The sequence below is a fragment of the Caulobacter sp. FWC26 genome (assembly GCF_002742645.2).
Classification (GTDB): domain Bacteria; phylum Pseudomonadota; class Alphaproteobacteria; order Caulobacterales; family Caulobacteraceae; genus Caulobacter.
Genome location: NZ_CP033875.1, coordinates 2,473,515 through 2,495,207, shown reverse-complemented (window position 1 = coordinate 2,495,207; position 21,693 = coordinate 2,473,515). Strand labels below are relative to the sequence as shown.

Sequence of the window (21,693 nt, the reverse complement as noted above, 5' to 3'; positions counted from 1 at the left end):
TCTCGCCCCCGCTCCATCTTGCTGAGCGAGACGCCGGTTTTTCGGCGACCTAGATGGGGCGAAATATGATGATCAAGACTTGGACGCGCCACGGAGCGCCGCGCCTTGGCGCCTGTCTGCTTCTGGCCACCTCGGCGCTCGTCGCCTTCGCGCCGGCCGCGGCCCATGCGCAAGCGGCCGCGCGGGTGGAATTCAAGATCCCGGCCGGCGACACGGCCCAGGCGCTGAACGCCTTCTCGCGTCAAGCTGGCGTCCAGATCCTCTTCCCGTACGACGTGGCGGCCAAGCACCGCACGGCGGGCTTGCAAGGCGCCTACGGCCGCGAGGAAGCCGTGCGCCGTCTGATCGAGGGCAGCGACCTGGAGATCGCCTCCGCCACGGCCGAGGTCATCACCCTGCGCCAGCGAGGCGGCGGCCCTTTGGCCGCCGGCGGGGCCGCCGCTGAGGTCTCGACGGTGGAGGAGCTGATCGTCACCGCTCGCGCGGGTTCGGACGCCCGCACGCGCCTGTCGACCAGCTACGCCGTCACGACGATGAACGAAGAGACTCTGCGCCTGCGGTCACCGATGGGCGTGGCCGACGCGCTGAAGTCGGTGCCGGGCTTCTGGGTCGAGGCGTCGGGCGGCGAGGCCAGCGCCAACATCCGGGCGCGCGGCATTCCCCAGGAGGGCTTCTCGGCCATCGCTCTGCAAGAGGACGGCGCGCCGGTGCAGCATGACGGCGGCCTGGGATATCTGAACGCCGACCAATCGTTCCGCCTGGACGAGACGATCGAACGCATCGAGGTGGTGCGCGGCGGTCCGTCGTCGATCTTCGCCTCCTACGCGCCGGGCGGCACGGTCAACTTCATCACCCGCAAGGGCGAAACCCGCGAGGGCATCGTCAAGGTCCAGGCCAGCGACTACGGCCTCAAGCGCGTCGACGCCTATGTCGGCGGGCCGATCGGCGATTGGCGCGCCAGCCTCGGCGGCTTCTGGCGCGATGACGACGGCATCCGCGATCCGGGCTTCACCGCCAACAAGGGCTATCAGGTCCGCGCCTCGATCGGTCGCGACTTCCAGCGCGGCAGCGTCGACTTCAACATCAAGCACCTGGACGACAACGTCATCCTGTTCGCCGGCGTGCCGCTGAAGTTCAACGCCGCGGGCGAGCCCAGCGCGGCGCCGGGCTTCGATCCGCTGACCGGGACCCTGGCGGGACCCGAGACCGAGAAGCTGACCCTGCGCGGACCCAAGGGGCCGTTCAACTGGGACCTGTCGCGCGGCACCGAGGTCAAGCTGACCCAGGCGACCGCCGTCGTGAAATACGACGTTGCCGATGGCTGGCGCCTGCAGGAGACGCTGCGCTACCGGACCTCGGAGTCCAAGCGCATCGGCCTCTTCCCCAACACGCCGGTGCTGGGGTCGGCCCGCATCGCGCAGTATCGCGCCGCCCTGCTGGCGGCGACGCCCGGCGCGACCGACGTCCAGCTGCGCTACGCGACCAGTCCCAGCGAGGTTTTCAACACCACGGGCGCGGGCCAGAACGGCAACGGCCTCGTGCTGGACGGCTCGCTGCGTTACGTCTCCGTGCCGCTGGACGAACTGATCAGCGACACGCGCCTGCTGCACAAGTTCGAGATCGGCGGCCAGACCCATGACGTGGCGGCCGGGGTCTACCACGCCCATGTCGAAGAGGCCTTCAACCGCTACTCCGCCAACGCCCTGCTGGACGTGCGCGACAACGCCCGGCGCCTCGATCTCGTGACCGTCGACGCGACGGGCAAGGTGCTCTCCAGCCTCACCGAGAATGGCATCAGCCGCTATGGCGCCGAATTCGCCAACGGCGACGGCAAGTCCAACACCACCGCGCTCTATCTGACCGACGAGTGGCAAGTGACGTCGGCCCTGCGCATCGACGCAGGCGTGCGTTGGGAGAAGGTGGAGTTCACCGGCCGCAGCGAGCGGACGGCGACAATCAATCTGGGCCTTTCGCCGACTCCGGCCGACGACACGGTGCTGGCCGGCTCCGGCGTCTACGACCGCTTCACCCGCAAGTTTGACCATACCGGCTGGACGCTCGGCGCCGACTATCGGCTGAGCCAGCACATGGGCCTGTTCGCCCGTTACACCTCGGCGTTCCGCCTGCCGTCGCTGGGCGACTATATCACCAACGCGACCAACACCGCGCCGATCGTCCAGACGATGGATCTGACCGAGGCGGGCTACAAGCTGACGACCGGCAAGCTCGACCTCTACGCCACGGTGTTCCACACCGCCTATGACGCCCTGACCTTCGGCAGCCTGGTCTTCAATCCGACCACCGGCGCCTATGTGAACCAGACCAGCATCACCGACACAAAGACGCTGGGCCTGGAGCTGGAGGGCACGATCCGCCCGCTCGACTGGTTCGACCTCGGGTTCAGCGCCACCGTCCAGAACCCCGAGTTCGGCGATTACAAGTTCGAGGAGAGCTGCGCGGTCTCGGCCTCGGACCCGACCTGCCAGATCAAGCCGCCGGCGGGGACCGCCAGCCGCACGCGCGACTTCACCGGCAACCGCCTCGTGCGCGTACCGAAGACCGCGTTCCGCCTCGCCCCCGGCGTCAATCTGATGGATCGCCGTCTGCGGATCGAGAGCAGCATCGAGCGCTATGGCGACCGCTTCTCGGACGCGGCCAACACCTCGCGCCTGCCGGCCTACACCCTCGTCAACGCCACGGTGCGGTTCAACGTCAGCGACGCGCTGTCGATCTATGCCTACGGCACGAACCTGACCAACGAGCTGGGCCTGACCGAAGGCAATCCGCGCGCGGGCCAGATCATCAGCGGCGAGGCCGGGGCGCTCTACGGCGTCGGTCGGCCGGAGTTCGGCCGGGCCTTCAAGGCGGCGCTGCTCTACCGCTTCTGAGGCGAGCCGATTGACCTTGTTCCCCTAAACTCGGGCGGCCGCAGTCTCGGCCGCCCTTCTCTTTGGACGCCGCCATGCTCCGCTGGATTGCTCTCGTCGCCATGTTGATCGCGTGGCCCGCCTTGGCCCAGACAGGCCGGCCCGACCTAGTCCTGACCGGCGAGATCACCGGCGCGGACCACCAGACCTACAAGCTCGTGACCTTCGACGTGCCGGCCGGCGTCACCGGCCTGTCCGTCGCCTTTGACTATACGGGCCGGGAGAACCGCACCGTGGTCGATCTTGGCCTTCTGGATCCCGTCCGTTTCCGGGGCTGGAGCGGCGGGAACAAGAAGACCTTCTTCATCTCCACCGAGGCGGCGACCGCCAGTTACCTGCCCGGGCCGCTGCCGGCCGGCCAGTGGACCTTGCTGCTGGGCGTGCCCAACGCCCGAGCGGGGTCCCGAGCGACTTATGAGGCGAAGGTCTGGTTCCAGCGCGCGCCCGCGCCGCCGCCCGTCGCCCTGGCCAGGGCGACGACGCCCGGCTGGTATCGCGGCGACCTGCACATGCACACGGCCCACAGCGACGGCGGCTGCGTCACCGGAGACGCGCCGCGCGCCCCTTGTCCGGTCTATCGCACGGTGCTGGCGGCCCAGGGCGCCGGCCTCGATTTCATCGCCGTGACCGACCACAACACTACGAGCCAGGCGCAGGCCCTGGCCGAGCTCCAGCCGTCTTTCCCGAACCTGTTGCTGATGACCGGCCGCGAGGTCACGACCTTCCAGGGGCACGCCAATGTTTTCGGGCCGACGGCCTTCATCGACTTTCGCCTGGGCTCCGGCAGCGCGCCGTCGATCCGCGACCTGCAACGCGCGGTGAAGGCCGCCGGCGGCGTCTTCTCGATAAATCACCCCGCCGTTCCATCCGGCGAACAATGCATGGGCTGCGGCTGGACCGCCAAGGACACCGACTTCGACGCGGTGCAGGCGATCGAGGTCGTCAACGGCGGTAACGAGAAGGCGCTGGGCGGCTTCGAGGGCATCCTGTCGGGCGTCCCGTTCTGGGAGGCTCAGCTGAACCAGGGTCGCCGGATCACCGCGATCGGCGGCAGCGACAACCATGACGCCGGGGTTCCGCGCGGCCAGCCGTCAGCCGTCGGGCGACCCACGACCGTGATCCGCGCGGAGGGGCTCTCATCCGAAGCCTTGTTGGCGGGCCTGCGCGCCGGGCGTGTTTTTATTGATCTGGAAGGCGCGCGCGATCGGATGCTCGACCTGTCCGCCAGCGTGGACGGAGCATCGGCGGTTATGGGCGGCGTGCTGAAGGCCAAGCCCGGCAGGACAATTTCCTTCATCGCGACAATCGCTGGCGCGGATCGCGCTGGGCTGGAGCTCATTCAGGACGGCGTTCGGATCCACCCGCCAGTGTCGGCGAAGGGCCAGTTCGAAATCCGGATGGGGCGGCGCCAGACCTGGGTCCGGGCCAATGTTCGTGATGCCGGAAGGCGGCTGCTTTTGATCGGGAATCCGATCTATTTATCGCCCGCGACCTGAGATGGCGATTAACCCTTGGTGTCGCCGCTTCCGCAGCGAGCGAAAGCGATACCTTCGCCAGACAACAAAAATGTTGAGGTCGATACGCCGCGCAGCGTTACACAACGAAGCAGGCCCCTATCCGTCAGACTCTTGGCATGGGCGAAGCTTCGAGCCTCGGGTTGTAGGACTAGGCTTCCAATCTTTCTAACGTCCTGAAGGACTTCGACTTCGTCGGAGGTGAGCGGCGTAGAGCGCATGCGAACATCTCCTCTCTGCGGAGGTGAAGGAAACCTGTCGCGCTCTTTGCAGTCAATCATCACCTCACCAGCTCAGGAGCAATCTGAGTGATGCGCTTTAACCGGATGTCTTGTTGCCGGAGGCGCGCCAACGTCCGTTAGTGGCGCGAGGCGGACGTCTCGGCGCGGCGCTCAGGTGAGCAGGTGCTTGACTCGAGGGCCACGCTTGCGCCCCTTGTCCCTCCTAGAGAGCCTATGGAGTACAATAGCGTACTCGTAGTTATCGGTTTCATCCGACAAGGCGCGCCAGGCCTGCGCTAGAGCGCGACGGCGCACGACAGCGCCGCTAATCTTCTCCTCCTTACGAAAGCTTTGTTTACGGACGATAAGGGGCGGCGACTTGCGTCTTGCGACGGAGAACCTGCTCCTTGCCGGCCTCCAAGCGGCTGTTGATGGGCGGTCCGCTTGGAGGCGCATCAGCCGAAGTAGGCGCGGCGGGATGTCAGCGAACCGTGCCCAAGCCGGGGCCGATCAAGAAGTACAACGCCATGTTCAAGCGCTGAGGCGTTTGAACGGACGCTCGGGGCGGGCGTCGATCGGCCTAGAAGGCCGAGAGGTCCGCTTCGCAAGCCTCGATCAACCAGCGGCGAAACCGCGTCAGGGGCGGACTTTCCCAGCGGTCGGAACGCGCGGACAGGACATAGGCGCCGATTGTCGCAGATGGCTGCCCGCCCGATCCCAGGGTCAGTCGTCGTAGACGCCCCGACCTTAGATCCTCGTGGGCCAGGAAGGCGTTGGTAAGCGCCACGCCCTGACCCTCCCGCGCCGCGCCCAGCGCCAGATGCGCCTGCCAAAGCCTGGCGACCGGCGCGGGCACGGGCGCGTCGACGCCTTGGGCAAGGAACCATGCGCGCCAGTCCCCATCGTCCTCTTCCTGGAGCAGTGGCGCGCTCAAAAGATCCTCCAGGCGTCCAAGGCGCGGGCCCCACTGTTCTCCGAGGGCAGGGGCCGCCACTGGGAAAAACTCGGGGCGCGCCAGAACCAGGGTCTGAACGTTCCCTGCGGCCGCACGCGCATCGACGTCGCGCACGAAGCGGATATCGGCGTCAGCCTGCAAGTGGACGAGCTCGGCTCCGGTTTCAGAAGGACGAAGGTCGAGCGCGATCTTGGGGTGGTCCTGACGAAAGCTGGCCAACCGCCCGTTCAGCCAGAGGGAGGCGAAGCCCGGCACGCTCCAGATTTCCAGCCGTCCTTGGGCCCCGCGCATGGCCGCGACCGTTGCGCCCGAAAGGCTCTCCAGCGCCCGGTTGACGCTTAGATGGTAGTCGTGGCCTGCGGCGGTGAGGGCGCCGCTCTCTCGATCGATGAGCATGATCCCAAGCCAAGCTTCGAGACCCTTCAAATGGCGGCTGACGATCGCATGGCTCAGGCGCAGGTCGGCCGCGGCCCAGTGCGCCCAAAGGCTTCAAACGCCCGCATCATGGCGAAGGGCGGCAAGGACATCGGCATGGCTAGGAAGCTCATCGGTGGTGACCTGAGGTTACCATATCAGCCCCCTTTGTCGCCTGTCACGCTTGGCCCTTTTGCGTCACCAAGAGGAGACATCCTCAGCAGCCTGAACAAGGGTCTTACGCATGGTTCTCAACTTGGAACTCGTCGCGCGCCACGCCTGGCGACCAAGGTCGGCAAGATGGTGGTGGGGTCGGGATTGAACGGGCCGACGGATCAGGGACCCCTGATCAATCAGGCTGCCCTAAGAAAGGTCGTGGAGCATGTCGAGGATGCCTTGGCCGGCGGCGGCAAGGTGCCCACCGGCGGGCGGCCCATCGACGGCGTGGGCCATTTCCACGCCCCCACGGTGATCGCCAACGTTCGTCGCGACGCTTTGCTCTGTCGCGAGGAGACCTTCGGCCCCGTCGCCGGGCTGATCCGCTTCTCCAACGAGTCCGAGGCGATCGCCATGGCTAACGACACCGCGGCCGGACTGGCGGCCTACATGTTCACCCGTGATATCGATCGCGCGGCCCGAGTGAGTGAGGCGCTGCGTTATGGCATGGTGGGTCTGAACACGGGTCTAATCTCAACCGAGGTGGCCCCGTTCGGCGGGGTTAAAGAGTCCGGCCTTGGTCGGGAAGGCTCGCATCTGGGTTTGGAAGACTATTTAGACATCAAGCTGGTATGCCGGCTGGTCGGTATGGTCGCCTAGCGTCGGCAGCCGACGCGCCGGCCGCCCTGGCTCGCCGGATCGCCGTGGCCATCCGGTGGCCCCAGGAAGACCGTCCGGTTCACCAGAATGCTCCGCTGTCCGCACCGTAGGTCCTGACCGCCCAGGTGTCGGCCAAGTCCACGGCGGTGGGCGCGGCGATCCTGCCCGTGCGCGCGCCGGCTACTTTCTCTGATCATCGCTAGTGCAGCCAGGCTCCCCGTGGCTGCGAAAGGCCCTGCGCCCTGGCCCGGAAGCTGACCGTGAGCAGGCCGATCACGAGCGCCCCGGCGACAGGCGCGGCGGCCATCGCCGCGAAGACCGGCCCCATCGCCAGGATCTGATCGTGGTAGTCGACCCCGGCCAGGATTATGCCCATCGCCGTCGCCGCGAAGGCCAGACCTAGCTTGGAGAAACAGGTGAAAAGACCAAAGGCGGCTGTTCCCGTGAACGCGCCGGTCAAGGCCGACGCGCGACCGGCCAGCAGGGACCAAAGCGACATGTGCACACCGCCGGAACCGATCCCGTAGACTAGGCAGGCGGCGGCCGACCAAGCCACGCCAAGCGGCGCCAGGACGTAGAAGAGGCCTGCGCCGGCGGCGAGCACGACAAGCGCCACCCTCAGCAGATTAGCCAGCGCCAGATAGTGCGCCGCGCGCGCCCAAATCCACTGGCTGAGCAGGGACCCCACTGTCGCGGCCAACATGATGACGCCGGCGTTGATCACGTGACGGACCGCGAAGGCTGCGAAATAAGGTTCCAGGCGCCCAAACAGCGACCCCGAGATCGAGAGGGTAAAGGCGATCGCAAGCAATGCGATCAGCGGCGCGGTCTCCCCGCCGCGCGCGCCGGCCTGCAGATTCCGTCGCTCTCCATGCAACTCAATATGCGGCCACCGCCGGACGAAAGTCTGCAGGCCGCCGGCGGTGACGACAGCCGCCAAGGCCATGGCCAGGCAGAGGACTCCGAACCGGTTCGACTGAATCGCGGCCGGCTGTCCGATCATCATGGGCGCGAAGCTAGCGGCAAGCAGCAACCGCGCGGCGCCGCCTGCGACGTAACGCGCGGCCGTCAGGCGAGCCCGGCCGCTATCGTCGCGTGTGGCGAAGGCGAGCAGGGTGTTCTGCGGATTGTCGTAGAAGGGGTAGGCTAGGCGGAAGGCTAGCAGGCTGGTCAGGGCGACGTCCGCACGAAGGCCTGGAGGAAGCTGCCCGGTGAAAGCGAAGGTCAGCAGCATAGCGGCACTGATCCAGGCTCCCAGCAACTGAAGGCGCGAGGCGCGCAGGCTGTTAGACACCCATCGTCTAAGCGTCCAGCCCACGCAGAGATCCATCAAAGCGTTGAGCACAAGCGATAAGCCCAGCATCAGGCCGACATACGCAGGCGAAAGTCCAATGGCCTCGGTGAGGAAAAAGGCGAACAGGAATTCGCTCGCGTGCCAGATCAGGCTTTTGGCGCCATGGGCTGCGCCATAGACCAGCAAGAAGGCGCGTTGAGGGGCGACCCGTGGGCGCGGCATCGGCTTGTCCTGAAAGTATGCGCCCGTGGAGCCTTAGGCGACGGACGTGACACTTCTCTTACGAAGGCCCGATCGGGCCGGACGAGCTTGTCGTTAGGCGCCGCGAACACAGGGGCCGCCGCGCTGCATGCTGAGGGAGCGATATCAGTTTGATGCTGTTCATTGGCCGGAGGGGCCAGGCCAAGCCAAGCACGGCCGTCAACCAGGTAGCCCTGCGCACCCGCGCGTCGAGAAGCCGTCTAACGGATACCCGCCTTTCGGACAGGTCTCACGCCGGCCGCGCGCAGGTCGGCGAGGGTTGGGAAGCCGTCAACGGCCATCAGCAGGTCCAGCTCCGCCAGGATGCTCTTCAACACGTGGACGACCCCATCCACGCCGCCGATCGCCAGTCCGTAGGCGTAGGGACGACCGATCCCGACCGCACGGGCTCCCATCGCCAGCGCCTTGGCGACGTCCGACCCCGACCGCACCCCGGAATCGAATAGGACAGGCGTATTCCCGCTGGCCGCGACGATGTCTTCAAGGAGATCGATCGCAGCGATGCCGCCATTGGCCTGCCGGCCGCCGTGGTTGGAACAGAACACGCCATCGACGCCGAGATCTATCGCGCGGCGCGCGTCGTTGGGGTGGCAAATGCCCTTGAGCACAATCGGAAGCTTGGTGGCGGATCTGAGCCAGGCGAGGTCATCCCAGGTCAGCGTCTTGCCGAAGTGGCCGCCCCAGGTGCGGATAGCGGTGGCGGGGTCCTCCGCCACGGGGCGACCCAGCAGCGCCAGAAAGCGCGGATCGGTGAAGTAGTTTTGCAGGACGTGGCCCCGAAGCTGGGGAAAGTTGGCGTCGTTCAAGTCGCGCGGACGCCAGCCCGTGACCCAGGTGTCCAGCGTCACCACCAGGGCTTTGAATCCTGCGGCCTCGGCGCGCCGGATAAGGCTTTCTGCCAGCTCGCGGTCCTTGGGCGTGTAGAGCTGGAAAAAGCCGACCCCGTCGCCAAGCGCCGCGCCCACCGCCTCGACCGGATCGTTGGCCAGGGTTGAGGCCATGACCGGTACGCCCGTTCGCTGCGCGGCGATGGCGGTGGCGATGTCGCCATGGCCGTCTTGCGCGCACATGCCGATGACCCCGATCGGGCTCATGAAGATCGGCGTCGGGAGTTTGAGGCCGAACAGATCGATCGAGAGATCGCGCTTTGACGCGTCGACCATCATGCGCGGCACGACACCCCAGTCGTGGAAGGCGTCGGCGTTGCGACGCTGCGTGAACTCGTCGCCGCAACCGCCCTGCACGTAGCTGAGCAGATCCGGAGACATCGCGGCGGTCGCCCGCATTTCCAGGTTTCTGAAATCGACCGGCCACTTCGGCCGGACGCCCTGCAGACCGGCGCCATAGATTTCGTTCTGGTAGTCCCCATAGTGGGCCATGGCGCGAGCCTGCCTTATTGTTGTTTTCCGCCAACCCACTCTAGCGCGCCGAACGCGTGTTTGAAGAGCGCGTTTAGCAGGCGCGGCGGGTTTCGCGCCAGCCAACGGGGAAGCTCGTTGAAACACCCCCTGAACCGCTGCGGCGCAGGGGGCGCAATGGTGTGCTAGCCGCCGCGCGCGTTCCGGCCCGCCCGCACCGCGTTCGCCAGGTCCTCCAGGAGCCGGACCGAGGTTTCCCAGTCGACGCAGGCGTCGGTGACCGACTGGCCGTAGGTGAGGGGCTGCCCGGGGACGATGTCCTGGCGGCCGGCGACGAGGTTGCTTTCGATCATCACGCCCATGATCGGCGAGGCGCCTGCACTCACCTGCGTGCAGACATCGGCGATCACCGCGGGCTGGTTCTCATGGTTCTTGCCGCTGTTGGCGTGGCTGACATCGACCATGATCCGGGGCGGCAGGCCGGCCTTTGCGAGCGTTTCGGCGGCGGCCTCCACGCTGGCGGCGTCGTAGTTCGGCGTCTTGCCGCCGCGCAGGACGAGGTGGCAGTCGCCATTGCCCTTCGTCGTCGCGATCGCGGCGCGTCCCTCCTTGGTGACCGCCAGGAAGTGGTGAGGCTGCGCGGCGGCGGTCACCGCGTCGACCGCGACCTTTACATCGCCGTTTGTGCCGTTCTTGAAACCCACGGGGCAGGAGAGGCCCGACGCCATCTCGCGGTGGATCTGGCTTTCCGTCGTGCGGGCGCCGATCGCGCCCCAGGCTACCAGATCGGCGATGTACTGCGGGGTCGTGACGTCCAGGAACTCGCAGGCGGCGGGCAGGCCCTGGGCGCTGACATCCAGCAGGACGCGGCGCGCCAGGCGCAGGCCGTCGTTGATCCGGAAGCCGCCGTCCAGGCCAGGATCATTGATCAGCCCCTTCCAGCCGACCGTCGTGCGCGGCTTCTCGAAGTAAACGCGCATGATGATCTCGAGCTCGCCAGCATGACGCTCACGCTCCACCGCAAGGCGACGGGCATAGTCGACGGCGGCCTTGGGATCGTGGATCGAGCACGGGCCGATCACCACGACAAGGCGGTCGTCTTCGCCTTGCAGGATCTGATGCACCGCGTGGCGGGCGTCGCCGACGATCTCGGCCACGGAGGATGTGGCTGGCGCTTCTCCGATCACCTGAGCGGGCGGGCTCAAGGTCTGGAGCTTCTCGATTCGCAGGTCGTCGGTCGGGACCGGAAGGGTGACAAGGTGGGCGGTGGACGTGGAAGGCATGGACGCGGCTCCGGAAAATTTGGAGGTCCGGCGGCCATCAAAAAAGCCGCCCGGGGGACCCCTGGCGGCTGGTGAAGATATTCGATGGTCCTGGTGTCAGGCCAAACGATCCCCTCCCGGCGCCAGAGGCGTCGGATAGCTAAAATACCAAAACTGCTGTTGGCAGGCGGCGAGGGTCATCCAGGCAAGCCTAGAGGCAAGTTTGGCGGATGTCACGCCTGGAAGTTAGGGGGCGGATGATCCGACAGAGATGAAGCGCACTAGGACATGCGCTCCATCCCGGCCGAATCCATACGCCCAGCAAGGTCTGGCGTTGTCTGGTGGTTACGGCTTCGCCGAGAGCGCTTTCAGGTCGGCGTCGACCTTGGCGACCATCTCGTCGGTGATCTTGCCCTCCGAGTAGCCTTGCAACTGCTTCAGGCTCATCGACTTGAACTGGTCGAACGCCGGATGTTTGGCGACGGTGGGCAGGGTCTTATCCAAGGCGGCCTTGGCCGCAGGGTCAGCGACCACCGCTTCCAGGGGGGTGTCCGCCGAGAAGGCGGGGGCGGTCGCGGCCGCGGGCGGTGGCGAGGCGTTTTGAGCCAAGGCCGGCGTCGCCAGCAGGGCGGCGAGGACAAGGCCGGTCGCGATGCGCATCGAAAGAGCTCCGTTTCGAAATAGGACTCGCAGGGGATCGCAGATCGGCGTTCGCGGTCAAGTACTTCGGTTCTTCAAAGCAGTGTCATGGGAATCGGCTCCACCCTCCGTAACACTACGTATGCGACAAATCGTGCGCCCCGACGCTGAGGTCATGGACGGTTAACCCCGACGATCAATGCTTGCCGGAGCGAGTAGAGGGGCGTCTATGATCGAGTTCGACAGCATCGAGGCGCAGCGGCGCACGGGCGGGAAGTTGGTCTTGGCCTGCAACGCGGCCATGGTGGCTCTGACTCCCCTGGCCAGCCTCGTCGCCGGCAATCCCGTCTTCAAGCTGGCGGGCGTGGCCATGGTTCTGGCTCTCGTGGCCTTCGCCGCTTATCGGCTCGCAGCGGATCACTTCGGCCAACGCCTTGTTTCGGCGCTTGTTCTTGTAGGCCAGGTCGCCCTCTTTGTCCTCGCGTTCAGCGGCAGCCCTCTCCAGTCGGAAGCGCGCATGGCTTTCCTCGCGGCGCTGGCGTTGTTGGTGGCTTACGGGGAGTGGCGGATCATAGCGGCCGCCGCGTTGGCCGTCGCGGCTTGCCATGTCGGCGCCGAACTCGCTTCTCCGCATGCGCTGGGCGGCGGGGGCGGTCTGATGGCGACCGGGTTCGCGATCGGGGTCACGGCGGCCACAGCTTGGTCGCTGATCTGGATGACGGCGGGTGTTTCGCGGTTGTTCTCGGCTGTTTCAGCGCGCACTCAGAATGCCGAGCGAGCGGCCAGACAGGCCGAGGAAGCCCGCGAGGCGGTCGTGGCCGAGCGCAACGCGCGCGAGCAATCCGTCGCGGAACGCGCGGCGCTCAAGGCGGCGATGGAAGCCGAGCAAAACCTCGTCGTGTCCGAACTGGACGCCGCGATCACCAAGCTCGCCGATGGCGACCTGACCTCGCGCCTGAACCAGGCCTTCGCGGAGCGGTATGAAGGTCTCCGCGTCAACTTCAATCAGGCGCTAGAACGCCTTGAGGCCGCGATGGGTGATGTGACCACGCGTGCTTCGACGATGAGCGCCGGCGTCAACGATATGAGCCGCGCCTCCGACGAATTGGCGCGCCGCACCGAGCAACAAGCCGCCAGCCTTGTCCAGACCGCCACGGCCCTTGGCCAGGTGACGGTCGCGGTCAACGAGACCGCCGAAAATGCGCGACAAGCGAATGCTGCGGCTGAAGGGGCGCGACTTGAGGCCGAGCGGTCCGATCCGGTGGTGACCGAGGCGGTCGACGCGATGACCCAGATCGAAACCTCCTCCGGTCAGATTGGGCGGATCATCGGCGTCATCGACGAAATCGCGTTCCAGACCAACCTGCTGGCCCTGAACGCCGGCGTGGAGGCCGCGCGGGCAGGGGAGTCCGGCAGGGGTTTCGCCGTCGTGGCGCAGGAAGTCCGGGCCCTGGCCCAACGATCCGCCAACGCGGCCAGCGAGATCAAGACGCTGATCAGCGCCTCCACCGCCCAAGTATCGGCAGGCGTGGAACGCGTCGCCCGCACGCGCGAGGCGCTGCAGAGGATCGTCGCCCGGGTCGCCGAGATCGATGGGCAGGTGAACGCCATCGCTCGATCCGCCTACGACCAGGCGCAAAGCCTGCGGGAGGTGAACACCACCGTCGGCGAAATGGATCGTGTTGTTCAGCAGAATGCGGCGATGGTGGAGGAAACCACGGCCGCCGCTCATGCCTTGCGCTCTGAGGCTCAAGACCTCAGTGATCGCATGGGTCTATTCAAGATCGGCGGCGCAAAACCTGCGGGACGTCGGGCGGCCTAGCAGGCAGACGTCTCAGGCTGATCGTCCGCCTCTTCGCTGCTTTATCCGGCTTCGACGCTGAGGGTTTCCCGAGTCGGTTGACGACGCGCGTTCAACGCAAACCCGAGTGCGGTGAGAGTCATGCCGACGGCGACATAGCATGCCGGACAGTGGCCCGCGAACGCCCAGCTATCCTGAGCAGAGGTGCAAAGGGGGCCCGTCAGCAGGCGCGGCGCCGCCTCGCCAAGCGCGATCGCCCAGCTAACCAAGGCCAGCGCGCCGCTGAGCGGAACGCTGTTTCGGATCAAGACCTCAAGGTGGGGCACGCGATCAATCTCCCATGACGTAGGCGCACCATGACCCGGGCTTGGGAAGCCGGCTTTGATGCGCATCAAAGCCGGCGGAGTCGGAGCGTGACATCCAGGGGTGAGGTTCGCCCCAGGGAGTCCGTATGTCCGCAACCACACTTAGAAGCGCCGGCCCGCCAGCGGGCTCTGGAGCGCTTCTCGCCATTTCCGTCGTCGGCGCCTTCTTGGCGATCCTCGGCGCTGGCTTAAGCCATGATCCCATCTTCCAGCTGCAAGCTGGAACGATCGCGTTGGCCGGCGTCATTGCCGCCTTCGTGCTGAACGCCGGCATGGCCGGCGGGACGCTTCTGGATCATCCCGATCAATACTCAGACAACGTGGTCAAGGCGGGCGTCATCGCCACCATGTTCTGGGCCGCCGCCGGCCTTCTGGTCGGCGTGATCATCGCAGCCCAGCTCTCGTGGCCGACGGTGTTCTATTTCCCTGAGCTGGGTTTCCTGAACTTTGGCCGTCTGCGGCCGCTGCACACGTCGGCGGTGATCTTCGCGTTCGGCGGCAACGCCCTGATCGCGACCTCCTTCTATGTCGTGCAACGCACCTGCAAGGCGCGGCTGGCTGGCGGCATCGCCCCGTGGTTCGTGTTCTGGGGCTATCAGCTGTTCATCGTGCTGGCCGCGACCGGCTATCTGATCGGCGCGACCCAGGGCAAGGAGTACGCCGAGCCCGAATGGTACACCGACCTGTGGCTCACGATCGTCTGGGTCGCCTATCTGCTGGTGTTCCTCGGCACGATCTGGAAGCGCAAGGAACCCCACATCTATGTGGCCAACTGGTTCTATCTGGCCTTCATCGTCACCATCGCGCTGCTGCACTTGGTCAACAACGCCGGCGTGCCCGTCGGCCTTCTGAACCACAAGTCCTACGGCGTGTTCGCCGGTGTGCAGGACGCCCTGGTCCAGTGGTGGTACGGCCACAACGCCGTTGGCTTCTTCCTGACCGCCGGCTTCCTGGCCATGATGTACTACTTTGTGCCCAAGCGCGTTGAGCGCCCGGTCTACAGCTATCGCCTGTCGATCGTGCACTTCTGGGCGCTGATCTTCATCTACATCTGGGCCGGTCCGCACCACCTTCACTACACGGCCCTGCCGCAGTGGGCTCAGACCCTGGGCATGACCTTCTCGATCATGCTGTGGATGCCCAGCTGGGGCGGCATGATCAATGGCCTGATGACCCTGTCGGGCGCGTGGGACAAGCTGCGCACCGACCCGGTGGTCCGCATGATGGTCGTCTCGATCGCCTTCTACGGCATGTCGACCTTCGAAGGTCCGGTGATGTCGATCCGCGCGGTCAACGCCCTGAGCCACTACACCGACTGGACCATCGGCCACGTGCATTCCGGCGCGTTGGGTTGGGTCGGCTTCATCAGCTTCGGCGCGGTCTATTGCCTGGTGCCTTGGCTGTGGAAGAAGCCCGGCATGTACTCGAACAAGCTGATCGAGTGGCACTTCTGGATCGCGACCACCGGGATCCTGCTCTACATCGCCGCGATGTGGGTGTCGGGCATCATGGAAGGCCTGATGTGGCGGGAATACACCCCCCAAGGCTTCCTCGCCTACAGCTTCATTGAAACGGTCTCGGCCAAGCACATCGAGAACGTCATCCGGACGGTCGGCGGTCTCATGTACCTGAGCGGCGCTCTGATCATGATCGTCAACATGTGGAAGACGATCGCTTCGCCCTCCGCCGCGCCGGCCGACGCTTCGGCTGTTCCCGCCAACGCGATCGCCTGAGGTCTCTGATGTCCATCTGGAAGCACCACGCAAAGTTCGAGCGGCATTCGCTGCTGCTCGTCGTCGGGATCCTCCTGGTCGTCTCGATTGGCGGCCTGGTCGAAATCGCCCCGCTGTTCTGGCTGCAGGGCACGATTGAAAAGGTCCAGGGCGTGCGCACCTACACGCCCCTGGAGCTGGCCGGCCGTGACATCTACGTCCGGGAAGGCTGCTACCTCTGCCACTCGCAGATGGTTCGCCCGCTGCGCGACGAGGTCGAGCGTTACGGCCACTACAGCCTGGCCGCCGAGAGCATGTACGACCACCCGTTCCAATGGGGCTCCAAGCGTACGGGTCCTGATCTGGCGCGCGTCGGCGGCAAGTACTCCGACAGCTGGCACCGCGACCACCTGATCGATCCGCGATCGGTCGTGCCGGAGTCGGTGATGCCGCCTTACAAGTTCCTCGCCAAGAAGGAGCTGGATTACAGCGACATCGCTGATCGCATGAAGACCCAGAAGACGGTCGGCGTGCCCTATACGGCCGATCAGATCACCAACGCCAAGAAGGATCTCGAGGCTCAGGCTGATCCGTTCTCGACGGACGCCGTGGCCCTGCGTGGTCGCTACGACGCCAAGGTCGTCAACCGCGACTTCGACGGCGATCCCAACAAGATCAGCGAGATGGACGCCCTGGTGGCATATCTGCAGATGCTGGGCACGACCGTCGACTTCAAGTCGTACAAGGCTCATGCGCCGGAGAACCAACGATGAGCGGTCTCTCCTATGAAACCGTGGCGCGCTTCGCGCAGCAGGCCGGTCTGATCTATTTCGGACTGATCTTCCTCGCGGGTGTCGCCTACGCCCTCCGGCCCTCCAAGAAGGCCGAATTCCAACACGCCGCGCGCATGCCGCTGGACGACGGGGAGCAACCCTGATGGCCGACCGTAAGATCGATGACGCCACCGGCGTCGAAACCACCGGCCACGAGTGGGACGGCATTCGCGAACTCGACAACCCGCTGCCCCGCTGGTGGCTGTGGATCTGGTACGCGACCATCGCCTTCTCGATCGGCTACTGGGTGCTGATGCCGGCCTGGCCGGGCCTGCACGGCTACACCAAGGGCCTGCTCAACAAGTCCGACCGGGCCGAGGTCGGGCAAGAGCTTAAGGCGCTGGACAAGCAACGGGGCGAGGGCGCGGCCATGCTGCGCACCGCCAGCCTTGAACAGATCGAAAAGGACCCCAAGCTCCTGGCCTACGCCCAGCAGGTTGGCCAGTCGGTTTTCGGCGACAACTGCGCCACCTGCCACGGGATCGGCGGCACGGGCTCCAAGGGCTACGCCAACCTCCGCGACGACGTGTGGCTGTGGGGCGGTAAGCTGGAGGACATCCAGTACACCATCACCCACGGTGTCCGCACGGGCGCGGAAGGGGCTCGCATGTCGCAGATGCCGGCTTTTGGCCGCGACGAGATGCTTCAGCCCAAGCAGATCGACGATCTGACCGAGTACGTGGTGAGCCTGTCGCGTCGACCCGCCGACGCGGCGGCGGTCGCTCGCGCCGCGCCCTTGTTCGAGGCGCAATGTTCTGCCTGCCACGGTCCTCAGGGCCTAGGTAACCAGGAACTGGGCGCGCCCAACCTGACCGACGCCGACTGGTTGTTCGGCTCTGATCGCGCCTCTATCCGGGGCCAGATCTACGCCGGCAACGGCGGGGTCATGCCCACCTGGGGCGGCCGTCTGAGCCCCGAAACCATCAAGGCGCTCAGCGTCTACATCCACAGCAACGCGGGCGGTCAGTAGGGCCCATGCCCACGCTTATTGATAACACGCGTAAGCCCGACAACCGTTCGGCGGTCTCGGCCGCCGAACGGGCCAAGGGCAAGGGTGACGCCAAGGGCGGCCTCTACAAGCCGCGCCAGCCCATCTATCCTAAGCTTGTCCACGGCAAGTGGCGGATGGTGAAGTGGGCGCTGCTGATCGCCACCCTTGGCGTCTACTACATAACGCCGTGGATCCGATGGAAGCGGCCGGAGGGCTTCCCGCAGCAAGCCGCGCTTGTCGATTTCACCGGCAGGCGCTTCTATTTCTTCGACATTCAGTTGTGGCCGCAGGAAGTGTATCTCTTCACCGGGGTGCTGATCGCCGCAGCCTTGGCGCTGTTCCTGACCACGGCGTTGTTTGGGCGCCTCTGGTGCGGCTACGCCTGTCCGCAGACCGTCTGGACCGATCTCTACATCGTTGTGGAGCGCCTCTTTGAGGGCGACCGAAACGCCCGGATGCGCCTGGACGCCGCGCCTTGGTCCTTCGACAAGCTCTGGCGCAAGACGGGCAAGCACCTTGTCTGGCTCGGCATCGCCTTTGGCACCGGCGGCGCCTGGATCTTCTATTTCCACGATGCGCCGACCCTGATCCGCACGTTCTGGACCGGGGAGGCGCCCGCGACCGCCTACGTGTCGTGCGCCCTGCTGACGGCTACGACCTACATCTTCGCTGGATGGATGCGTGAGCAGGTCTGCACCTACATGTGCCCCTGGCCCCGGATCCAGGGCGCCATGCTGGACCAGCACTCGCTGCAAGTGACCTATCTGCGCGAGCGTGGCGAACCGCGCGGCGCCCACAAGAAGGGCCAGAGCTGGGAAGGCCGTGGCGACTGCATCGACTGTCGCCAGTGCGTCGTGGTCTGCCCCATGGGCATCGATATCCGCGACGGCTCGCAGCTAGAGTGCATCAACTGCGGTCTCTGCGTCGACGCCTGCGACGACATCCTGGGCAAGCTGGGTCGGCCGACCGGACTGATCGCCTACGACACCGACGCTGCGGTCGCCGCCCGCACCTGTGGCCAGAAGGCGGTCTACAAGCCGGTCCGTTCACGCACGATCTACTACGCCGTCGCCCTCACCATCGTCGGTGGCCTGACCCTTTGGTCGCTCGTCACCCGTCCCAAGGCGGATCTCCACGTCATCCGGGATCGCAATCCGATCTTTGTCCGGATGCACGACGGCGCCGTCCGGGACGGTTACACGCTGAAGATTACGAACCGCACCTTCGCCGAACGCCGCTTCGACGTCGCCTTTGAGGGCGTGCCGGGGGCGCGTTTGAGCCAGCCGGGTCAGACGGGTGGCAAGGTCACGTTGATCGTCCCTGCCGACCAGGTGATTTCCGCCCGGGTGTTCGTCACTGCACCCGCCGGCGCTGATCTGCCTGCCAGCGTTCCGGGCCGCTTCGTCGCCACGTCTGGCGATGTCACCGCAGAATCCAAGACCGTCTTCCTTTCAGGAGCCGCGAACCCGCAATGACCGTCGCCGCGCAAACCGTTCCCAACCCGGCCTCGCGCAAGGGGCAGATCACCGGCTGGCATGTCCTGATCGGCGTCGTCGCCTTCTTCGCCTTGGTCATCGCGGTGGACGTGGTGTTCATGGTCTTGGCCTATCGGACCTTCTCCGGCCAGGTCGCTTCCAACCCTTACGAGGCGGGTCTGGCCTTCAACCAGACCCTGGCCCAGCGACAGCGAGAGGCGAGCCTGGGGTGGTCTGCGGCGGTGGAAACCGAGCAGGGCAAGGCAGTGGTGGTTCGCGTCCTTGATCGGGCCGGCCAGCCTCTGGAGCGGCTCTCCCTGACCGGCTCGCTAGAGCGGCCGGCCACAGAGACAGGCAAGCAATCCCTCGACTTCAAGCCTCTCGGCGACGGGCGCTATCGCGCCACCGCTCGGCTGGATGGCGCCTGGGACCTCCGCGCGGTCGCTCGCGACTCCAAGAACAGCTTCGAGCTGGAAGCCCGCTTGGTGTCGCGATGAGCCACGGCCTTGCCCTGCATCGCGATCTGGAGGCCTTCGTTCGTCGCGACGATACGGGACGCGGGCGGCTTGAGCTGCTGGTGCGCGGCGCGCGCTGCGCGGGGTGCATCAGCAAGATCGAGAAGGCCGTGCGGGCTCTGCCTGGGGTGGACGCGGCGCGGCTGAATCTCACCACTGGCAAGCTCGCCGTGGAATTGACGGACAAGACAGCCGATCCGGGGCAGGTGCTGGAGACCGTCGAGGACCTCGGATACCGGGCCTGTCTCTTCGACCCGGCCGAGGCCGACGCCGCCCAAGACCGTGAGGGCAAGGAGCTGGCCGTGGCCCTCGGCGTCGCGGGTTTCGGCGCAGGCAACGTGATGATGTTCACCGTGCCGGCCTGGGCCGGCCTGTTCGGCCAGGAACTGACCCCCGCCACGCTGACGGTGATGTACTGGATGGCGGCGATCGTCGCGACGCCGTGCGCGCTGTTCGCCGGCCGACCGTTCTTCCGTTCCGCGTGGGCGTCGCTGAAGCGCGGCAAGGCCAACATGGACGTGCCGATTTCGATTGGCGTCATTCTGACCCTGATTGTCAGCTTCTCAGAGACCCTTCTGGGCGGGAAGCATGCCTATTTCGATGCGGCGGTGACGCTGCTGTTTCTGTTGTTGATCGGCCGCTACCTGGACCATCGCCTGAGGGCTGGGGCGCGCTCGGCCGCCCGCGACCTGCTGGCCCTGCAGACGCCTGTCGCCATGCGGCTTGTCGACGGGGCCGAGCAGGGCGTTCCGGTCGCCGAAATCCGCGTTGGCGATCTCCTCGCCGTCGCGCCCGGGGAGCGGATTCCGGTCGATGGCCTGGTGGAAGAGGGCGCGTCTGAGATCGACAATGCGCTGATCACGGGTGAAACCGCCTTGGTCCCCGTAGCCTCAGGCGCGCGCCTCCATGCCGGGGCGCTCAATCTGTCCGGGCGTCTGGTCATGAAGGCCACCGCTCGCACCGAGGACTCGACGCTGGCCGCCATCGCGCGGCTGATGGAAGCCGGCGCCCAGGCGCGTTCGACCTATGTCCGGCTCGCCGACAAGGCTGCCGCGCTCTATGTTCCAGTCGTCCATACCGCTGCGGCTCTGACGTTCGTCGGTTGTTGGGCGCTTGGACTTGGTCCGCGCGAGGCGCTGCTGCGCGCGGCAGCCGTGCTGATCGTGACCTGTCCTTGCGCGCTGGGTCTGGCTGTTCCCGCCGTTCAGATCGCCGCTAGCAGCCGATTGTTTCGTAAGGGCGTTCTGGTGAAGTCGGGGGCGGCGCTGGAGCGTCTGGCCGAGATCGATCATGTGGTGTTCGACAAGACGGGTGTGCTGACCGAGGGGCGTCCGGCGCTGATCGACGCGCCCGCGCATCTGGTCGCAACCGCCGCGCCGCTCGCGCGGGCTTCGCGACATCCCCTGGCGCGCGCCCTTGCCGCCGAAGCGGGGGCAGGCCCCGTCGCCCAGGACTGCGTCGAGACGGCCGGGCAGGGCGTCGAGGGTGTCATCGACGGTCGGCGCGCACGGTTGGGCCGGGCGAGCTTCGTCGGCGTGAAGGAGCCTGGCGTTCGCGAGACCGAACTGTGGTTCGGCTTCGAAGGCGACGTGAAGATCCGCTTCGCGTTCGAGGACCTCCCGAGGAGTGACGCCCGAGACACGATCGCCAAGCTCAGCGCGCTTGGTCTCTCGGTCGAGATTCTCTCCGGTGATGTCGAAGGACCGGTCCGCGACATTGCGTCCGATATCGGCGTTACGGCGTGGCGTGCGGGCCTTACACCGGTCGAAAAGGCCGCCATTGTCGACGATCTGAAGGCGCGCGGGCGTAAGGTTCTCATGGTCGGCGATGGGCTGAATGACGCCGCCGCCCTTGCTAAGGCTCACGCCTCGATGGCGCCGGGCGCGGCGGTCGACGCCGCCCAGAACGCGGCGGATCTGGTGTTTACGGGCGAAGGTCTGGGCGCGGTGATCGAGTCGATCGAGACGGCTCGCGACGCCCGCAGAAGAGCGCTGGAAAACTTCGCCTTCTCGGCCCTCTACAACGTGGTGGCCACGCCCGCCGCCATGTTCGGCTTGGTCAATCCCTTTGTCGCCGCTCTTGCGATGTCGGGGTCTTCGATCGTGGTCTTGTTGAATGCGGCGCGTCCCAGCGTCGGGAGGTTCCGCCGATGAACATCGTGCTTTTCCTGGCCCCGGCGTCGATTGGTCTGGGCGCGCTGGGTCTCCTGGCGTTCTTTTGGACGATGCGCTCGGGACAGTACGACGACCCGAAGGGCGATGCGGAACGGATTCTCTATGATCACCTTGATGATAAGCCGCCGTCCAGCGCGGATTGAGTAATACTTAAGGATCCGGGCTC

General features: G+C 66.1%; 18 protein-coding genes. 12 read left to right on the top strand and 6 right to left on the bottom strand.

Annotation, left to right across the window (positions count from 1 at the left end):
* Nucleotides 1-65: 65 nt before the first annotated feature.
* Both CSW63_RS13395 and CSW63_RS13390 read left to right on the top strand, forming a co-directional pair.
* A complete protein-coding gene (locus CSW63_RS13395; protein WP_246842018.1) occupies nucleotides 66-2,888 on the top strand; it encodes a TonB-dependent receptor in 2,823 nt (940 codons plus the stop codon).
* 74 nt (nucleotides 2,889-2,962) lie between these two features.
* Entirely contained in the window at nucleotides 2,963-4,423 is a 1,461-nt protein-coding gene (locus tag CSW63_RS13390; protein WP_099503497.1) for a CehA/McbA family metallohydrolase, read from the top strand.
* Nucleotides 4,424-5,242: 819 nt separating this feature from the next.
* Here CSW63_RS13390 and CSW63_RS13385 read toward each other — a convergent pair.
* The gene (locus CSW63_RS13385) at nucleotides 5,243-6,013 is read right to left on the bottom strand and encodes a LysR substrate-binding domain-containing protein (protein WP_062099956.1); all 771 of its coding nucleotides are present in this window, start codon (nucleotides 6,011-6,013) and stop codon (nucleotides 5,243-5,245) included.
* 30 nt (nucleotides 6,014-6,043) lie between these two features.
* Between CSW63_RS13385 and CSW63_RS13380 the strand changes: the two genes are divergently transcribed.
* Nucleotides 6,044-6,847: an aldehyde dehydrogenase family protein gene (locus CSW63_RS13380; protein WP_231737596.1), complete on the top strand. Its 804-nt coding sequence runs from the start codon at nucleotides 6,044-6,046 to the stop codon at nucleotides 6,845-6,847.
* Nucleotides 6,848-7,046: 199 nt separating this feature from the next.
* Here the strand turns inward: CSW63_RS13380 and CSW63_RS13375 are convergent, their stop codons facing one another.
* The 5 genes from CSW63_RS13375 to CSW63_RS13355 all read right to left on the bottom strand — a co-directional run bounded on the left by CSW63_RS13375 (nucleotide 7,047) and on the right by CSW63_RS13355 (nucleotide 11,682).
* A complete protein-coding gene (locus CSW63_RS13375; RefSeq protein ID WP_062099954.1) occupies nucleotides 7,047-8,363 on the bottom strand; it encodes an MFS transporter in 1,317 nt (438 codons plus the stop codon).
* Nucleotides 8,364-8,602: 239 nt separating this feature from the next.
* Nucleotides 8,603-9,781: a lactate 2-monooxygenase gene (locus CSW63_RS13370; protein WP_099503499.1), complete on the bottom strand. Its 1,179-nt coding sequence runs from the start codon at nucleotides 9,779-9,781 to the stop codon at nucleotides 8,603-8,605.
* 164 nt (nucleotides 9,782-9,945) lie between these two features.
* Nucleotides 9,946-11,043, bottom strand: coding sequence for a 3-deoxy-7-phosphoheptulonate synthase (locus tag CSW63_RS13365; RefSeq protein ID WP_062099952.1), 1,098 nt, complete (start codon nucleotides 11,041-11,043; stop codon nucleotides 9,946-9,948).
* A 96-nt stretch (nucleotides 11,044-11,139) separates the two neighbouring features.
* Complete coding sequence (locus CSW63_RS13360) at nucleotides 11,140-11,223, bottom strand: hypothetical protein (RefSeq protein WP_127847013.1); 84 nt, start codon at nucleotides 11,221-11,223, stop codon at nucleotides 11,140-11,142.
* A 144-nt stretch (nucleotides 11,224-11,367) separates the two neighbouring features.
* Entirely contained in the window at nucleotides 11,368-11,682 is a 315-nt protein-coding gene (locus CSW63_RS13355) for a hypothetical protein (RefSeq protein ID WP_082749834.1), read from the bottom strand.
* Nucleotides 11,683-11,890: 208 nt separating this feature from the next.
* Between CSW63_RS13355 and CSW63_RS13350 the strand changes: the two genes are divergently transcribed.
* The 9 genes from CSW63_RS13350 (at nucleotide 11,891) to ccoS (ending at nucleotide 21,670) form a co-directional block, all read left to right on the top strand.
* Nucleotides 11,891-13,483, top strand: coding sequence for a methyl-accepting chemotaxis protein (locus CSW63_RS13350; RefSeq protein ID WP_062099951.1), 1,593 nt, complete (start codon nucleotides 11,891-11,893; stop codon nucleotides 13,481-13,483).
* 430 nt (nucleotides 13,484-13,913) lie between these two features.
* Nucleotides 13,914-15,560: a cytochrome-c oxidase, cbb3-type subunit I gene (ccoN, locus tag CSW63_RS13340; RefSeq protein ID WP_062099949.1), complete on the top strand. Its 1,647-nt coding sequence runs from the start codon at nucleotides 13,914-13,916 to the stop codon at nucleotides 15,558-15,560.
* Nucleotides 15,561-15,568: 8 nt separating this feature from the next.
* Nucleotides 15,569-16,312, top strand: coding sequence for a cytochrome-c oxidase, cbb3-type subunit II (gene ccoO / locus CSW63_RS13335; protein ID WP_062100003.1), 744 nt, complete (start codon nucleotides 15,569-15,571; stop codon nucleotides 16,310-16,312).
* The gene (locus CSW63_RS13330) at nucleotides 16,309-16,476 is read left to right on the top strand and encodes a CcoQ/FixQ family Cbb3-type cytochrome c oxidase assembly chaperone (protein WP_062099948.1); all 168 of its coding nucleotides are present in this window, start codon (nucleotides 16,309-16,311) and stop codon (nucleotides 16,474-16,476) included. Before ccoO ends, CSW63_RS13330 begins: the two co-directional genes overlap by 4 nt.
* Nucleotides 16,476-17,342 (top strand): cytochrome-c oxidase, cbb3-type subunit III, encoded by an 867-nt coding sequence (gene ccoP, locus CSW63_RS13325; RefSeq protein WP_062099947.1) that lies wholly within the window; start codon nucleotides 16,476-16,478, stop codon nucleotides 17,340-17,342. The genes CSW63_RS13330 and ccoP overlap by 1 nt, the downstream gene beginning before the upstream one ends.
* A 5-nt stretch (nucleotides 17,343-17,347) precedes the next feature.
* On the top strand, nucleotides 17,348-18,838 hold the full coding sequence (gene ccoG / locus CSW63_RS13320; protein WP_062099946.1) for a cytochrome c oxidase accessory protein CcoG: 1,491 nt from the start codon (nucleotides 17,348-17,350) through the stop codon (nucleotides 18,836-18,838).
* Nucleotides 18,835-19,335 carry a FixH family protein gene (locus tag CSW63_RS13315; protein WP_062099945.1) on the top strand — a complete coding sequence of 167 codons (501 nt, stop codon included), beginning with the start codon at nucleotides 18,835-18,837 and terminating at the stop codon, nucleotides 19,333-19,335. The genes ccoG and CSW63_RS13315 overlap by 4 nt, the downstream gene beginning before the upstream one ends.
* Entirely contained in the window at nucleotides 19,332-21,506 is a 2,175-nt protein-coding gene (locus CSW63_RS13310; RefSeq protein ID WP_062099944.1) for a heavy metal translocating P-type ATPase, read from the top strand. The genes CSW63_RS13315 and CSW63_RS13310 overlap by 4 nt, the downstream gene beginning before the upstream one ends.
* Nucleotides 21,503-21,670, top strand: coding sequence for a cbb3-type cytochrome oxidase assembly protein CcoS (gene ccoS / locus CSW63_RS13305; protein WP_062099943.1), 168 nt, complete (start codon nucleotides 21,503-21,505; stop codon nucleotides 21,668-21,670). Before CSW63_RS13310 ends, ccoS begins: the two co-directional genes overlap by 4 nt.
* Nucleotides 21,671-21,693: the final 23 nt, after the last annotated feature.

Bases quoted from the DNA above. Each gene is read 5' to 3' on its own strand.
- ccoG (WP_062099946.1), top strand. From the start codon at position 17,348: ATGCCCACGCTTATTGATAACACGCGTAAGCCCGACAACCGTTCGGCG.
- CSW63_RS13315 (WP_062099945.1), top strand. From the start codon at position 18,835: ATGACCGTCGCCGCGCAAACCGTTCCCAACCCGGCCTCGCGCAAGGGG.
- CSW63_RS13370 (WP_099503499.1), bottom strand. From the start codon at position 9,781: ATGGCCCACTATGGGGACTACCAGAACGAAATCTATGGCGCCGGTCTG.
- ccoO (WP_062100003.1), top strand. From the start codon at position 15,569: ATGTCCATCTGGAAGCACCACGCAAAGTTCGAGCGGCATTCGCTGCTG.
- CSW63_RS13355 (WP_082749834.1), bottom strand. From the start codon at position 11,682: ATGCGCATCGCGACCGGCCTTGTCCTCGCCGCCCTGCTGGCGACGCCG.
- CSW63_RS13375 (WP_062099954.1), bottom strand. From the start codon at position 8,363: ATGCCGCGCCCACGGGTCGCCCCTCAACGCGCCTTCTTGCTGGTCTAT.
- ccoN (WP_062099949.1), top strand. From the start codon at position 13,914: ATGTCCGCAACCACACTTAGAAGCGCCGGCCCGCCAGCGGGCTCTGGA.
- CSW63_RS13365 (WP_062099952.1), bottom strand. From the start codon at position 11,043: ATGCCTTCCACGTCCACCGCCCACCTTGTCACCCTTCCGGTCCCGACC.
- CSW63_RS13360 (WP_127847013.1), bottom strand. From the start codon at position 11,223: ATGACCCTCGCCGCCTGCCAACAGCAGTTTTGGTATTTTAGCTATCCG.
- CSW63_RS13380 (WP_231737596.1), top strand. From the start codon at position 6,044: ATGGCGGCTGACGATCGCATGGCTCAGGCGCAGGTCGGCCGCGGCCCA.
- CSW63_RS13350 (WP_062099951.1), top strand. From the start codon at position 11,891: ATGATCGAGTTCGACAGCATCGAGGCGCAGCGGCGCACGGGCGGGAAG.
- ccoP (WP_062099947.1), top strand. From the start codon at position 16,476: ATGGCCGACCGTAAGATCGATGACGCCACCGGCGTCGAAACCACCGGC.
- CSW63_RS13330 (WP_062099948.1), top strand. From the start codon at position 16,309: ATGAGCGGTCTCTCCTATGAAACCGTGGCGCGCTTCGCGCAGCAGGCC.
- CSW63_RS13390 (WP_099503497.1), top strand. From the start codon at position 2,963: ATGCTCCGCTGGATTGCTCTCGTCGCCATGTTGATCGCGTGGCCCGCC.
- ccoS (WP_062099943.1), top strand. From the start codon at position 21,503: ATGAACATCGTGCTTTTCCTGGCCCCGGCGTCGATTGGTCTGGGCGCG.
- CSW63_RS13395 (WP_246842018.1), top strand. From the start codon at position 66: ATGATGATCAAGACTTGGACGCGCCACGGAGCGCCGCGCCTTGGCGCC.
- CSW63_RS13385 (WP_062099956.1), bottom strand. From the start codon at position 6,013: ATGCTCATCGATCGAGAGAGCGGCGCCCTCACCGCCGCAGGCCACGAC.
- CSW63_RS13310 (WP_062099944.1), top strand. From the start codon at position 19,332: ATGAGCCACGGCCTTGCCCTGCATCGCGATCTGGAGGCCTTCGTTCGT.